This is a genomic window from Psychromonas sp., assembly GCF_047632955.1.
In the GTDB taxonomy this organism is placed as follows: Bacteria; Pseudomonadota; Gammaproteobacteria; order Enterobacterales; family Psychromonadaceae; genus Psychromonas.
In genome coordinates this window covers 21,482-35,758 of the sequence record NZ_JBLIED010000038.1, presented here as the reverse complement: position 1 = coordinate 35,758, position 14,277 = coordinate 21,482, and the positions used below count along the sequence as shown (strand labels likewise).

The 14,277-nt window shown below is 37.5% G+C and carries 11 protein-coding genes, 3 tRNA genes and 1 pseudogene; 4 read left to right on the top strand and 11 right to left on the bottom strand.

What is annotated here, in order from left to right; all coding sequences use genetic code 11:
- Positions 1 to 421: 421 nt before the first annotated feature.
- Both ACJAZP_RS16505 and ACJAZP_RS16500 read right to left on the bottom strand, forming a co-directional pair.
- Positions 422 to 844: pseudogene (locus ACJAZP_RS16505) on the bottom strand (ISAs1 family transposase); the annotation flags it as partial.
- A 524-nt stretch (positions 845 to 1,368) separates the two neighbouring features.
- Positions 1,369 to 2,769, bottom strand: a complete 1,401-nt coding sequence (locus ACJAZP_RS16500; protein WP_415231841.1) for an undecaprenyl-phosphate glucose phosphotransferase — start codon at positions 2,767 to 2,769, stop codon at positions 1,369 to 1,371.
- Between the two features lie 491 nt (positions 2,770 to 3,260).
- Between ACJAZP_RS16500 and ACJAZP_RS16495 the strand changes: the two genes are divergently transcribed.
- Positions 3,261 to 3,491, top strand: coding sequence for a hypothetical protein (locus ACJAZP_RS16495; RefSeq protein ID WP_415231840.1), 231 nt, complete (start codon positions 3,261 to 3,263; stop codon positions 3,489 to 3,491).
- A 50-nt stretch (positions 3,492 to 3,541) separates the two neighbouring features.
- Positions 3,542 to 3,652 carry a hypothetical protein gene (locus ACJAZP_RS16490; RefSeq protein WP_415231839.1) on the top strand — a complete coding sequence of 37 codons (111 nt, stop codon included), beginning with the start codon at positions 3,542 to 3,544 and terminating at the stop codon, positions 3,650 to 3,652.
- Between the two features lie 482 nt (positions 3,653 to 4,134).
- Here the strand turns inward: ACJAZP_RS16490 and ACJAZP_RS16485 are convergent, their stop codons facing one another.
- Together ACJAZP_RS16485 and ung are read right to left on the bottom strand one after the other, a co-directional pair.
- Positions 4,135 to 4,674 (bottom strand): hemerythrin domain-containing protein, encoded by a 540-nt coding sequence (locus ACJAZP_RS16485; protein WP_415231838.1) that lies wholly within the window; start codon positions 4,672 to 4,674, stop codon positions 4,135 to 4,137.
- Between the two features lie 78 nt (positions 4,675 to 4,752).
- The gene (gene ung, locus ACJAZP_RS16480) at positions 4,753 to 5,403 is read right to left on the bottom strand and encodes a uracil-DNA glycosylase (protein WP_415231837.1); all 651 of its coding nucleotides are present in this window, start codon (positions 5,401 to 5,403) and stop codon (positions 4,753 to 4,755) included.
- 334 nt (positions 5,404 to 5,737) lie between these two features.
- Here ung and grcA point away from each other — a divergent pair, with 334 nt between their 5' ends.
- Positions 5,738 to 6,118, top strand: coding sequence for an autonomous glycyl radical cofactor GrcA (gene grcA, locus ACJAZP_RS16475; RefSeq protein ID WP_415231836.1), 381 nt, complete (start codon positions 5,738 to 5,740; stop codon positions 6,116 to 6,118).
- Positions 6,119 to 6,205: 87 nt separating this feature from the next.
- On the opposite strand, the gene tesB is transcribed toward grcA, so the two are convergent.
- From tesB to thrA, 4 genes are all read right to left on the bottom strand, one after another.
- Positions 6,206 to 7,102, bottom strand: a complete 897-nt coding sequence (gene tesB, locus ACJAZP_RS16470) for an acyl-CoA thioesterase II (RefSeq protein ID WP_415231835.1) — start codon at positions 7,100 to 7,102, stop codon at positions 6,206 to 6,208.
- Positions 7,103 to 7,299: 197 nt separating this feature from the next.
- The gene (gene thrC, locus ACJAZP_RS16465; RefSeq protein WP_415231834.1) at positions 7,300 to 8,577 is read right to left on the bottom strand and encodes a threonine synthase; all 1,278 of its coding nucleotides are present in this window, start codon (positions 8,575 to 8,577) and stop codon (positions 7,300 to 7,302) included.
- Entirely contained in the window at positions 8,574 to 9,530 is a 957-nt protein-coding gene (gene thrB / locus ACJAZP_RS16460; protein ID WP_415231833.1) for a homoserine kinase, read from the bottom strand. The genes thrC and thrB overlap by 4 nt, the downstream gene beginning before the upstream one ends.
- 147 nt (positions 9,531 to 9,677) lie before the next feature.
- Positions 9,678 to 12,140, bottom strand: a complete 2,463-nt coding sequence (thrA, locus tag ACJAZP_RS16455; RefSeq protein ID WP_415231832.1) for a bifunctional aspartate kinase/homoserine dehydrogenase I — start codon at positions 12,138 to 12,140, stop codon at positions 9,678 to 9,680.
- A gap of 781 nt (positions 12,141 to 12,921) precedes the next feature.
- Between thrA and arcA the strand changes: the two genes are divergently transcribed.
- Complete coding sequence (gene arcA, locus ACJAZP_RS16450) at positions 12,922 to 13,638, top strand: two-component system response regulator ArcA (RefSeq protein ID WP_415231831.1); 717 nt, start codon at positions 12,922 to 12,924, stop codon at positions 13,636 to 13,638.
- Positions 13,639 to 13,910: 272 nt separating this feature from the next.
- On the opposite strand, the gene ACJAZP_RS16445 is transcribed toward arcA, so the two are convergent.
- The 3 genes from ACJAZP_RS16445 to ACJAZP_RS16435 form a co-directional block, all read right to left on the bottom strand.
- A tRNA-Leu gene (locus ACJAZP_RS16445) sits at positions 13,911 to 13,996 on the bottom strand.
- A gap of 14 nt (positions 13,997 to 14,010) precedes the next feature.
- A tRNA-Cys gene (locus ACJAZP_RS16440) sits at positions 14,011 to 14,084 on the bottom strand.
- 18 nt (positions 14,085 to 14,102) lie between these two features.
- A tRNA-Gly gene (locus ACJAZP_RS16435) sits at positions 14,103 to 14,177 on the bottom strand.
- Between the last annotated feature and the right edge of the window lie 100 nt (positions 14,178 to 14,277).

Below are 14,277 nucleotides of genomic sequence, written 5' to 3'. Positions count from 1 at the left end.
ATCAACAATAAGTGTCCACACAGATTGTTTGATTAAATTGTTAAAGAGCGTGCCTTTCGGCGAGGTGCGTATATTACGCTACCTACAAACGATGTCAATGATTAATTTGTGTTTCTAATCAACGTGTTACGTTGTTAAAAACCTAATCTCTTTCGTTCTAAGTAACCGGACTGACTTGCGTCTTTCCCGTTTCCGTGGGGCGCATTATAGAGATTTTGTGAACCTTGGCAAGGGCTTTATTGATGATTATTTCAATAAAATGTTCGACTGATTACTTAACAATCGATGTGTTCATTTATCATGTAAATAATGCTGTTTTTTTTAACTGATAAGCATTATATTTTCTTTGTCTATTCTATTTTGATAGAGCTTATGGGAATTTATAGCAGTAAAGAGTCTAAAAGCACATGGATTGCTGTTATTTGGTTTGATTTTTAACTTGCCCTAAAACAACAGAATTGGCGGCGGCGAAAGCACTCACCATATGAATAGTGTCTGTTTTATCTTTTTTCTTAAAAGAACCTTTAAAGTTTTACCATCGATAGCAATAACGCTGCCATGCGTCATTTCACAACAACTTTTCATGCAAGTAGTAAAACATTTTTGAAATTCATGGGTTCTACTAACTGAAAAATTCTAGAAATTGTGTCATTAGTCGGTATTCCACCCGTAAAGGCTAGGAATTTTCGTAGCCAATCTAATTTATGATTACCAAAATCTTCTATATCTTCCCAACCCTCCCCTGAAATCAAGGCTGTTATAGTTAAAATAACACATCAATCAAATTATGCTGAACTTCACTAGGCTGGCGAGGTTCTTAAACAATTGAAAGCTGATTTAACAAGGTTAATTAGGGAATACATAGCTTTTCTGATAATAAAAAGATGTATATGATCACAGCTAAATCGGATCTACAAGCAGATCCTTTTCACACTAAGCTATTTAAAAACAACCATTGACGTGCCAAATAAAAATCAAAAAATAAGTCTTTATTTTAATTCAAAAAGGGGGATAGATAGCTATGTGGATAGCAATCTATCTCTTTGATACTTTGGGTTACCCTAATATGCTATTTTTATATACGATTGTAGTGTTTTTACACTATGAGCTTGTTGTACCAACCATAATTCACTTCTATTTAACCGTAGCAGATCTAACTGGTCCCTCTAGATATTGGAAAATCACTGTGAATTGATAAGAAGAACTACACAGCAAAATTAGTGACCAGTTCAGGATAATAATACCTTGTATACATATTATAATTTATCATTCTCAGATTATCGCTAATCTTATCGTTAAGATGACAATAGCTATCCAGCTTCGGCAGTAATCACATCATCAATTTACATTTTTTGGCTGATATAATTTTTAATATACATTTTTCCCAAAAAAACCTTTAAAAATTGTTAATAAAATTATTTTAAAATCGAACCAAAGTGACCAACTTTTTATGTATTGCAAATCAAATTCGACACGTTTTTCCATTTTTTCAAGCGTGTCGGTTTCTCCTCGCCATCCATTTATTTGAGCCCAGCCAGTAACCCCCGGTTTTACTTTATGCCTAAGCATATAAAACTGCACTTTACGGCGATATTCTTCATTATGTGCAACTGCGTGTGGTCTAGGTCCGACAATAGACATATCTCCACGCAATACATTAAAAAACTGCGGGAATTCATCTAAAGATGAGCGGCGCAAAAAAGCCCCCAAAGGAGTTATTCGCGCATCATTTTTGGTAGCTTGTATAACTTTTTCATTATTCTCCATTACATGCATGGATCTAAATTTCCAAACAAGTATCTCTTCTCCTTTTAATCCATAACGCCGCTGCTTAAACAAGACAGGACCTGGAGAGGTAGCCTTGATAGTCAAGGCTATCAATAGCAAAGGTATGGCAATGACACTAAGAATAATAAGACTTCCTATAATATCTTCTGTTCGCTTAAGCCATTTTTTTGGCCCTAGGTAAGGCGATTCATAAACACTCAAGGTATCGACAGCCCCAACATGCTCAACACGGGAACGAATCAAATTAGACACAAAAAAGTTAGGTAAATAATGTACATCAACGGTTGTATCACCTAATAATAATAATATATCTGCAATGCGTTTTTCTGCTTGTAAAGGAAGCGCAATAAACAAAATATCTATATGCCCATCTCTCGCTAGCTGAACAGCATCTTCAACCCGTCCAATCACCTCTTCATTTAAATCCTGATGTACTCGATCTAAAGATCTATCATCATAAACACCGACTAATTCATAACCTAGCTCGTTATTATTTTTTACTTCTTTAAATAAATTAACCGCAGAATCTGTTGCGCCGATAATTGCTACTTTCTTAATAAATCGCCCCGATTTACGATATGCTTTCATACATTGAAGTTGCACTACTCGCCAAAATATACTAAAGAACAGAGTCAAAAAAAACCATAAAACGATAGTGACTCGCGAAAAGTATTCTGATTCTTTCAGTAAAAAAGCGAGCGCCGCCGCTACTAAAAAAGCGATACAGGTGCTGGCCCCTACTCTGAAAAAGATCCTTGAAAAACGGTCTGTTCGTCTTGAACGATAGAGTTCAAATGATTCAGATAGATACAAAAAAAATACGGAAATAATTAACACCGCGACAAGATATTCTTGGTCTAAAGAAATACCATATAAATAAGCGGCTAAAGGTAGGCTTAAAAATAAAATTGATAAGTCAATTAATCGGTAAAGAAATGAGTATGAATATGACTTAGAAGTAAAAAAATTCTGTGATACCACAACTTTAATCCCTTTGTTGGTTAACCGAGATACACAGTCCTTGTTTTAAGGCTTGAACTATATTCAAGATAGTACAGTTATTAAAAATATCAATTATGAGTAAAAATATGGTTCAACACCAACATCAATAATTATGGAACTAAAAAGCAATGTAGTGACTGCCTTAAAGGCTACCTTGATGCATGGTATAGTTCATATGTTACACAACTCAGTAACGTTTTTCCCTCAAAAAACTTGCCGTAAATTTATACAAAAATCAATTACAGAGCAAGAGATATTAACCTAGAGATTTTTATTCAGTAGCCATAAGATTAAATACGCTTTTGACCTTTGTACTGTCTACAATAATAGATCAAAGGTTGACTGTCACTTAACTTGGAAGAGGGTTGAAAAACTTTTCTAAAACAGACAAAAAGCATGGTATTAAACGTGCTGACCGTCTCTGCGAAAACACTTTTCTTTATTCGGAACGCATCGATTGTTGAATATATATGACTGAAAGTGTTGTTGTAAATGAGCGTAATCTATTACTTATGGTTGATTGGTCTTCGATTAATGGCAACGAAATATTTCAATTATTACGTGTCAGTATTCCGATGGGAGGTCGTGCGCTAACCATTTATGAAAAAACTTATGAAGAAAGTGAGCTTAATACTGCCGCCGCTCACCAAGCACTACATAATTCAATTGAATATTGTTTACCAGATGGTGCCGTCCAATAATCTTAGCAGATGCTCTTTTTAAAACGCCCTGGTTTAAAGCGATTGAAGATATGGGTTGGTATTGGGTTTGCAGAGTAAGAAATAATGTTCAATTATCAATTGATGGCGAAAAGTGGCAAAGAAGCAAAAATGGTTTTCATCTGCGAATCCTAAAGCAGTGACTTTAGGCGATATTTATTATAGTCCCCTTGTATAGCGCCCCTATACAAGGGGTAAAAAACAGGTCGAATAAAGAAGAAATTACGAGGAGGTAATTCTCAGTGTAATGCGGACAAGTACCAAGAAGAGAAAGCAAATGAGCCTAGGTTTTTATTAAGTTGTCTGCCACAAAGTTGGAATAATAAACCTGAAAAATGGTTAAGCTATACAAAACAACAATGCAAATTAAAAAAGCTTTTAGAGACAAAAAAACGCCAAACTAGCCATCAGCCTTGAGTTTGCAAACTCTCGAAAACCGGAGGGGTTTGATATACTTATTCTTATTAGTGCCCTCAATCTTTATATTTTGCGGTGTATCGGATTTGCCGCAGAGCAATAGATGATAGATGATAAAGTTATTATTGGGGTTTTGCATGAATTACCCAACCTCGTTATACGGCTAGGTAATTTATGATTATTTGTGGGGTTCCCTCAGTTTTAAAGGTTAACTTTGCTTAATACGCTCAGATAATTTTTTATACTCATCTGCGACTTTATCACCAAACAACGGATCGATGTGCCCCTCATGATGCCACTGTTCTTCAAGAATACGCCAATCATTTTCTGTTAAACTTGCTTCAATCTTAGGCAGTATTTCTTGTTCTTCGTAAGCCATATGCGCCATCTGTAATTTTATAAAGTTTTTTAACCTTTCAATGCACTGCTCTTTGGGCACTACGGCATCAAGTAAAATCATATCTAACAATTCATCCAGTTCGATAGTTATTTGTTTTACTAATTTATGCTCTAGGGATAAACGGTTGGCAACATCATCGGAAACTATACGATATTTTAAATAATATTCATAAATCATATCTTCCATCGGATGATGGTATTTATCGGAATAATTTCTTAAATATTTAATGATCGCTTTCATTAAACGATAATCTACCCCTTGATCATTTTCTAAAAGTTTAACTTTTTCTCTTAACAATCTTAACAGGTTGCTGATGTTAACATGATCTTTATGGATAGTAGACAGCATAATAGATACTCACAAATTTATGAATCAGACTTTTCATTATATCGGCTCAACAAAAATAAACAGAGGAACTATGTCACATTACCAAATAATTAATGGTTCCTTCCGTTCAGCCAATATTTCATTTACTTGATTAAAATGGTCACAACCAAAGAACCCTCGATATGCAGACAAAGGCGACGGATGAGTTGATGTTAAAACTGTGTGCTTAGTTTTATCTATCAAACTTCCCTTTTTATGGGCGTAACTTCCCCATAATAAAAAGATCACCCCACTACGCGTATTATTTATCTCGCTAATCGCATTGTCTGTGAAGGTCTCCCATCCTTTTTTTGCATGACAACCAGGAGTCGCCTGTTCAACCGTTAACACTGCATTTAACAGTAAGACACCTTGTTTTGCCCAATGTTCCAAATTTCCTGAATCAGGTATTTTATAACCGCCAATAGAGGTGGATAATTCTTTATAAATATTACGCAAAGAAGGTGGAATTTTAATGCCTTCCGGTACCGAAAAACTAAGACCGTGAGCCTGTCCTTCTCGATGATAAGGATCCTGTCCTAAAATAACCACTTTAACATTTTCTAACGCGGTCAAATTAAATGCATTAAAAATAAGATCCTCAGGGGGATAAATATTTTTCCCTACATTTTGTTGAGATTTTAAAAATCCTTGAAGAAGATGGTAATACTCCATGGATTCCTGCTCTGTAATAAATTCCTTCCAACTCATCTTTTACTCTTTATTTTAGACTGATAAAAATTATTATGAATGAAAAAAGTTGTTATTTAACAACAAAAAATCAACAAACAAAATAAAATATGACAACAACGATAATTAATCCAATATCCTGATTTTAGGGCTGAATAGCAAAAGTAGTAATTTTGCAATGATTCAAATCAAAAAACAACCAATTAAACCACAATAAAAACATGGAAATATTGATTTACATCAAGCAATTCAACCCATATAATTAACTAAGATTTATTACATAACACTTTAAATCTCCAACAAAAATTGTAATTTTATTACACTTTTTTTATTAACCCAAATTAAGGAGCTTCACATGGCTTTTGGAATCCAAATCACTAAATCTGAAAATACATCTCTACTTAACTCTTTCTGGTTATTAGACGAAGCGAATGCTCAAGCACGTTGTTTATGTGTTAATGACAATGCTTATACTGAAGATCAGATTGTATCTCTTTCTGACTTGGGGGAGATAGAATATAAAGAAGTTTCCGTTCAGGCTCCCGCAGCACAAGAAGGTGGCCAACATTTAAACGTTAATGTCCTGCGTCGTGAAACATTACAAGATGCAATCGATCACCCTGAAAAATACCCGCAGCTAACTATTCGTGTATCAGGTTATGCGGTACGTTTTAATTCGTTAACAGCAGAGCAAAAAGCTGATGTTATGACTCGAACATTTACTGAATCTTTATAATCAATAGCAGACGCAATTGCGGTTAACATTAACCGCTAATGCTGAATAATAATTTAGGCGTTTGTTAAAAACCGATAAAAAGGAAGATTAATCACTTCCTTTTTTTTCTTTAACTAACACTTTTATCTTTCTTTGGCGAATCAAGCCTTCCTGAATCGTTGAAGCAACTAGCTTCCCTTCCCTTGTAAAAAAGTGACCTTTCACCAGGGCACATCCATCCGATGCAACCGGGCTTTCAACAACATATAACAACCAGTCATCTAAACGAAAATCATGATGAAACCACATAGAGTGATCAATGGTCACAACCTGCATCCCCGGCGACAAAAATGAAACACCGTGGGGCTGTAATGCGGTTGGCAGGAAGTTGAAATCAGAAGCGTAGGCTAATAAATAACGATGTATACGTAAATCATCGGGCATTTTCCCATTTGCTCGACACCAAACAAATCGTTTCGCAGACTCAACCTCAGGATCACTGGGATTGACAAAGGTGACCGGCCGCATCTCTATCGGTTTTTCCGAAATAAGTTTGTCACGCAGAGAGTCCGGTAACATATCCGTATGCATTAATGCCATTTCTTGTTCAGAAATCAAATCGTCAGGCTTGGGCACATTCGGCATTTCTAACTGATGTTCAAAACCATGCTCACTGGCTTTAAAAGAAGCGGTCATAAAAAAAATAGCTTTGCCGTTTTGAATGGCTTTTACACGCCTTGTGGAAAGGCTTTTACCATCACGAATATGCTCAACATCATAAACAATGGGTTTGTCAGTTTCGCCTTGAAGAAGAAAATAGGAGTGAAAAGAATGAACATTTCTATTTTCACTGACTGTTTCTTTGGCAGCAGAAATGGCTTGCCCCATAACTTGCCCGCCAAAAACTATCCCGGTACCAAGATCTTGGTTATTACCACGGTATAAGTTTTCTTCTAATTTTTCTAAATTCAACTGACTTAGAAGATCATTTAGTACTTTACTCATTTTGGCTCCCTAAAAGAGGCTAGGTCCCAATTAACTGCTGTTATTACTTTAGTCTATTAAATTACAATGTATTATTAGAAACACTATAATTTCAACATATCAAAGTATTAGGTTTAGACTGAAAACCTCGCAACAGTTAACTAAAAAATAGACAAAAAAAGGGCGTTAATAAACGCCCTTTTTATTTGCCGGTATTATTACAAAGACATCAATAGTGCTCTGACCATTGCAAAATCAGCAGGAAATTCTTTTGACAATAAGTCTAAATCGGCACGCGAAGCAAGCTCTTCAGGAATGAAAATTTCACGACCTAAAATCTCTTCTACGCTTTCTTTAAATTTAGCCGGATGCGCTGTACATAAGAATAAACCTGTTTCATCTTCTTTCAACTGTTTTGTAAGTTCACGGTAAGCAATTGCGCCATGAGGTTCACATAAATAACCTAAATTATCTAGCTCAAGCAGACTGGTGCGTGTTTGTGCATCGTTTAACATGCCGTAACCCAGTTCAGATAAAGACCAGCCTTGTACTTTAAATAACTCTTCAATACGCGGCCAATTATTAGGCTGACTAACATCCATCGCATTTGAAAGCGTGGCAACAGTTGCTTTAGGAGCCCAAGCGCCATTCTGCAAGTAACGGGGAACCGTATCGTTTTCATTGGTCGCCGCGATAAAACGTTTAATCGGCAACCCTAAAGATTTAGCAAGCAATCCCGCGGTTAAATCACCAAAATTACCACTCGGAACAGAAACAACTAAGTTTTTGCGCTGCGCAATAGATAGTTGCGCGAAAGCTTCAAAGTAGTAACAGATCTGCGCCAGCAGGCGGCTAATATTGATTGAATTTGCTGAGTTTAGGCCAATCGCCTGTTTTAATTCCTGATCATCAAATGCCTGTTTAACCATGGTCTGGCAATCATCAAAGGTACCTTCAATGGCGACAGTGGTAATATTCCCGCCTAATGTACAGAACAGTTTTTCCTGCAGCGGGCTGATTTTGCCTTTCGGATAAAGAATAACAACGTTAATGTTTTCCATATTGAAAAAAGCATGGGCAACAGCAGCACCGGTATCACCGGATGTTGCCGTTAAAATAGTAATTTTATGATCGCCCTTAAATTCCGCTAAACACTGCGCCATAAAACGGCCGCCAAAATCTTTAAACGCCAAGGTTGGGCCATGAAAAAGCTCCAGCGCATTAATCTTGTCAGTCACTTTTTTTACCGGCGCTTCAAAAGTAAAAGCTTTAGAGATAATACTATGCAGCACTTCTTCACTTAACTCATCACCAATTAAGTGCGATAAGATAGCAGTTGAACGATCAACTAAATTCATTTGCAAAAGCGCATTAATATCATCAAGTGGGGTTATTTTTTCGGGAAAGAAAAGTCCCTGACCACGCCCTAAACCTTGCTTTACGGCTTGTTGGAAGTTGACCCGCTCGCTGTTGTCTTTGATGTTGTATAATTTCATAGCTCTGTTCCTAACACGCGTGCGCCTTGTTCATCGAGGCGGCAAATATGACAAAATCCGTCATCATTTTGAAGAAAATTTTCGGTTAACCAATGTTGTAATGATTGCGCTTGTATAAGGTCAGTCATTACGGCAAAAACGGTCGGTCCTGAGCCCGAAATGCCCATCGCCAATGCACCGCTTTGTTCGGCAAAAAGACGTGCTTCTTTAAAACCCGGGATCAGTTGCGAACGATAGGGCTCAGCAATAACATCCTTAAGCATTTTTGCTGCAAGATCAGGTTGATTAGAGTGACAGGCATGAACAAATGCACCTAAACGTCGGCCATAGGTTAAAGTTTCACTGAGGCGATATTGCGCAGGTAAAATATTGCGTGCAGCCGACGTTGAAATACTTATTCCGGGATAGGCCACAACCCAATACCATTCTTTAAAGGAAGGTAGCGTTTGACTGATAACCCCGCCTTCATTAACCATTAACTGCATTCCGCCAAGGTAACAGGGAGCAACATTATCATAATGTATGCTACCGCTGATTTGTCCTTCCATCTCGCCCATTAAAAGCAGCAGACTGTTTTCATCAACAGGGTAATCATGCCATGCATTTAATGCTTCTAATGCAGCTACAATTGAACTGGAGCTGGAGCCCAGACCACTGCCAACGGGTAAATTTTTCTCAAGGGTCATTTTAACCGGCAATAGTTCTTTATTAAGTTTTTTTAAGACGTTCTCAAAACCTAAATAACATTGGTAGACAATATTCTCTTTAAAATCTACGGGTAATTTATGCGCGTAACGGCCAATACAGTCCAGTGAAAAAGCACTATCACCGCTTGCTATTTTTACCCGATCACCAAATAAATCACCATTGATAGGGGTAAGTGCCCCTCCCAATACATCAAAACCTACGCTAACATTTGCAGTCGACGCGGGAGCATATGCAACAACACTCATCTTAAAACTCCTGTTTCAAGTTTGATGTATTTAAACATCTGAACATCATGTTCAGTGCTATTCATCAATCTTCTATTCATACTAATAACTCCTCATTCCGTAACGGGTCACAATATTGCGCGTCATAGGGCAATTAATGATCCATCACTAGAACTCCTGTTTCCAATTTAAGGTGCGTAAGACATCTGCAAAAACACCCGCAGCAGTCACTTCCGTTCCGGCACCGTAACCACGTAAAACTAATGGAATAGGTTGATAATACTGACTATAAAAGGCCAATGCATTTTCACCATCTTTAACTTTATTAAGCGGATCATCTTCATTCACCGCTTTAATACTACATTTACACTTACCGTTTTCAATGCCGCCTATGTAACGTAAAACTTGACCGTTTTCGTCCGCCTTAGCCTGCAGTTCAGCAAAATAAGCATCCGCTTCCGGTAAGCGGGTCATAAATTCTTCAACGCTGCCTGTCTCATCAAAACCAGGCGGTAATGCCGGTTCAATTTCGACATCATCAAGGGATAATTCCATGCCCGCTTCACGTGCTAAAATAAGTAATTTCCGCGCAACATCGGTGCCACTTAAGTCTTCACGCGGATCCGGCTCGGTAAAACCAAGCTTGCGTGCATCTGCGGTTACCTCGGAAAATTTCTTGCCGTCGTCCAGTTTACCGAAAATAAACGACAATGAACCTGATAATATACCGTTAAACTTGACTAACTGATCACCCGCTTTAAACAGGTTCTGCATATTTTCTATGACCGGTAAACCTGCGCCGACATTGGTATCATACAAGAATTTACGACGCTTCATTAATGCGGTTAAACGCAGTTGATGGTAATAATCCATACTGAAAGTATTGGCTTTTTTATTGGCGGCAACAACGTGGAAACCCGCACCTAAAAAGTCAACATAACGGGCGGCAATCGCATCATTGCTGGTACAGTCAACAATAACAGGGTTAATTATATGCGAGTGATCAACCATAGACTGCATACTGGACAGGGATAACTCTTGTGTTGCATTGGCTAATAAATCACGCCAGTTGCTTAATTTTATGCCCTGATCGTCCATCAGCATGGTACGACTATTGGCAATACCGCAGACGCGAATTTCAATATTTCGTTCGGATAGGTAAACCTGCTGACGGTACACTTGATCAACCAGTGCGGCCCCTACTCCGCCGCAGCCGATCAGGAACATATCAATATATTGGATACTGCCAAAAAAGCTTTGATGACAGGCAATAACAGCTTCTTTTGCTTTTTTCTCTGAGACAACCGCTGAAATAGAACGCTCCGATGAACCTTGCGCAATGGCGGTAACGTTAATAGAAGCTTCCGTTAAAGCGGTCAGAAAACGCGCAGCCACACCTCGCGCTTTTTTCATGCCATCACCAACCAATGAAATAATGGCCTGCTTTTCAACCACATCGATAGGCTCTAATAAATTATTTTTAAATTCTAAAGAAAACTCTTCATTTAATGCATCTAAGGCTTTGTGTGTATCACTAGAATGAATACAAAAGCTTAAACTGTATTCAGAAGATGATTGAGTAATCAATATAATCGATACACCTGAGCGTGACACGGTAGAGAATATCCGCCCCGCCATGCCAATAATACCTTTCATCCCGGGTCCGGAAATACTCAACATGGTAAGATCTTTAAGATCAGAGATACCTTTTACCTGCATCGCCTCTTCTCCATGCTCAACGCCAATTAAGGTGCCACTTGCTTGCGGGTTATGGGTATTTTTGATTAAACAGGGGATGTGATGCTGGGCTATCGGGCCGATCGTTTTAGGGTGTAATACTTTAGCACCAAAATAAGAGAGCTCCATTGCTTCGGCATAACTTAACGAACTTAATAATTTTGCATCTTTTACTAAACGCGGATCACAGCTGTATACACCATCTACATCGGTCCATATTTCACAACATTCGGCTTTTAAACAAGCGGCTAAAACAGCAGCCGAGTAATCCGAACCGTTACGACCTAATACCAATGTTTCACCCTGCTCATTACCTGCGGTAAAACCGGGCATCAGGTAGATAGCATTTTTGACAATGGTCTCTTTTGCAAATAATGCACGGGAAATATCAATATCGATTTGCGCTTCAAGATAACCGCCTTTGTGAGAAATCAGCTTTTCCTGTGGTTTAATGACTTCTACTTTATGGCCCTTGGCGATTAACAGCTGCTTCATACAGGCAACACTGAGTAATTCACCTTTACTTAATATTTGCGCTTCGATACTGGCAGGACACTGTGCGAGCAAACGCACACCTTCAAGCAAATTACTTAAATGTGACAATTCACGCTCGAAAATAGTTTTCAGTAAATCATCTGCAAACTCTGCATAAGTGCCCTTCAGTGTTTTGATAAGATCAGCAAAAATATGTTGAATATCAGTTAAATGGTTTTCTGAGGAGATACCCATACTGGTTTTTTCAACAACAGCGAGTAGATTATTGGTTACACCCGCCGGTGCAGATAAAACGACAGCAATTTGAGATTGCTGCTGATTACTAATAACAATATCAGCAACCTGATTAAAACGTTCGGCATTTGCTAATGATGTCCCGCCAAATTTAAGTACGCGCATTGATAGTCCCTGTTTATAATACGAAAAACCCGCAGAAATGCGGGTTTAGTAAAAGCGATGATTTATTTAATAAATACAACAAAAGCAGAGTCGTTATTTAAGCACCCTGCAGAAAAGAAGTTAGATTGATGAAATAATGAACAAAACATAGTATTATTGCTGCTTTAATAAATATTGAATAATCCGATGAGACTATCATAACAAAGCTTTATCTTGACGGAAACAATTGACTGTTTAGTAATGCTGTTTTTATACAAAACCAATAAATCTGGCTTATATTTCCAATGCTATCTGGAAATCCTCAGAATAAACATTCCAAGCAAACAATTCAATTTAAAATCAATGTGTTACAAAAGTGACATATGCGTTCAGTGTGTAATTAATTGGTTTTAACCTTTTCCAATTTAATAGCTTCACGCTTTATATGGCATGGAATCAATAAAGTCATTTAATAAGCATTTATGTTTAGCGGTTGATTCATATCAATCATCACCTGCATTTATTACCTTTAAATGACAATCTAGTTGTTATCTAAATGTTAAGTATTTATAGTGAACGGTATTATTTATTAGGATAACTTTGTTCGGTGCAACATTTATATTAACATTTATTTGCACTGACGCAGTTTAATCGGGAAATGAATGGTTCCACGAACAATAAAAAGAGATGAGATATAAACAACATCTTCGAGCTATTTTTTATAAATATCCGACCATATTAAAACATCTTCACGCCGAATAAGGCAAAGGGATATAAAGATTCAAAAATAGAGAGGTACCCAATGTCAACAGCAAACATACTTATTGTTGAAGATGAGTTAGTTACACGTAACATGTTAAAAAGTGTATTTGAAGCAGAAGGATATAACGTTTTAGAAGCGAATGATGGCAATGAAATGCATCAGGCTATCAAAGAAAACAATATTAACCTGATTATTATGGATATTAACTTACCCGGTAAAAATGGACTGTTATTAGCTAGAGAGTTACGCGAAAATCAAAGTATTGCGCTTATCTTTTTAACGGGCCGTGATAATGAAGTTGATAAAATACTAGGATTGGAAATTGGTGCAGATGATTACATCACTAAACCTTTTAATCCTCGTGAATTAACCATTCGCGCGCGCAACCTGTTAACCCGTACCATGCAGGATAATCTGTATTTTGAAGAAGTACGTAAAAAAGTTGAAAATTACAAATTTAACGGTTGGACACTTGAAATAGACAGTCGCTCATTGATCAGCCCTACCGGTGATATATTTAAATTACCGCGCAGTGAATTCAGAGCTATATTACATTTCATTGAAAACCCGGGTAAAATTCAAACTCGTGCAGATTTATTAATGAAAATGACAGGACGAGAATTAAAAGCACAGGACCGTACTGTTGACGTTACCATCCGCCGTATCCGCAAACATTTTGAGAGCATTCCCGATGCACCTGAAATCATTGCCACCATTCATGGTGAAGGTTACCGCTTCTGTGGTGAAGTAGAATAACAAGAGCCGGTTTTATCGCTCCAGATATTGTAAGGCACTTTAAGTGCCTTTTTTATTGCTTAAAATTTATTACAACTATCATAACAACAAAATAATTCCCGGTAACCGCTGATCATTTAATCATCATCCCATTGAGTTTTTTAGTCGTTTTATATTTTAAGCGAGCAACTGACGTCGCATATTGATTTATTCAGATGGGTCGGATTTTCGTTGCAGATTTTATTTTTTAAAGGCAAAAAAAAAGCTTCACGATAACGTGAAGCTTTCTAAACTGGTGCCCGGAGCGAGACTTGAACTCGCACACCCATAAGGCGAGGGATTTTAAATCCCTTGTGTCTACCGATTCCACCATCCGGGCAAAACTTTTAAATTTGGAGGCGGAACCCGGAGTCGAACCGAGATAGATGGATTTGCAATCCACTGCATGGCCACTCTGCCATTCCGCCAATATACTTTTTTTAATTTGGAGCGGTACAAGAGATTCGAACTCTTGACCCCAACCTTGGCAAGGTTGTGCTCTACCACTGAGCTAGTACCGCATCAAACTAAACTATTATCTTAAGGTTGTTAGTAAACTAAATCCCCTCTCGATGTGTGCGCATTCTAATGATTATTAGAAATGAGTCAACACACTTTAAC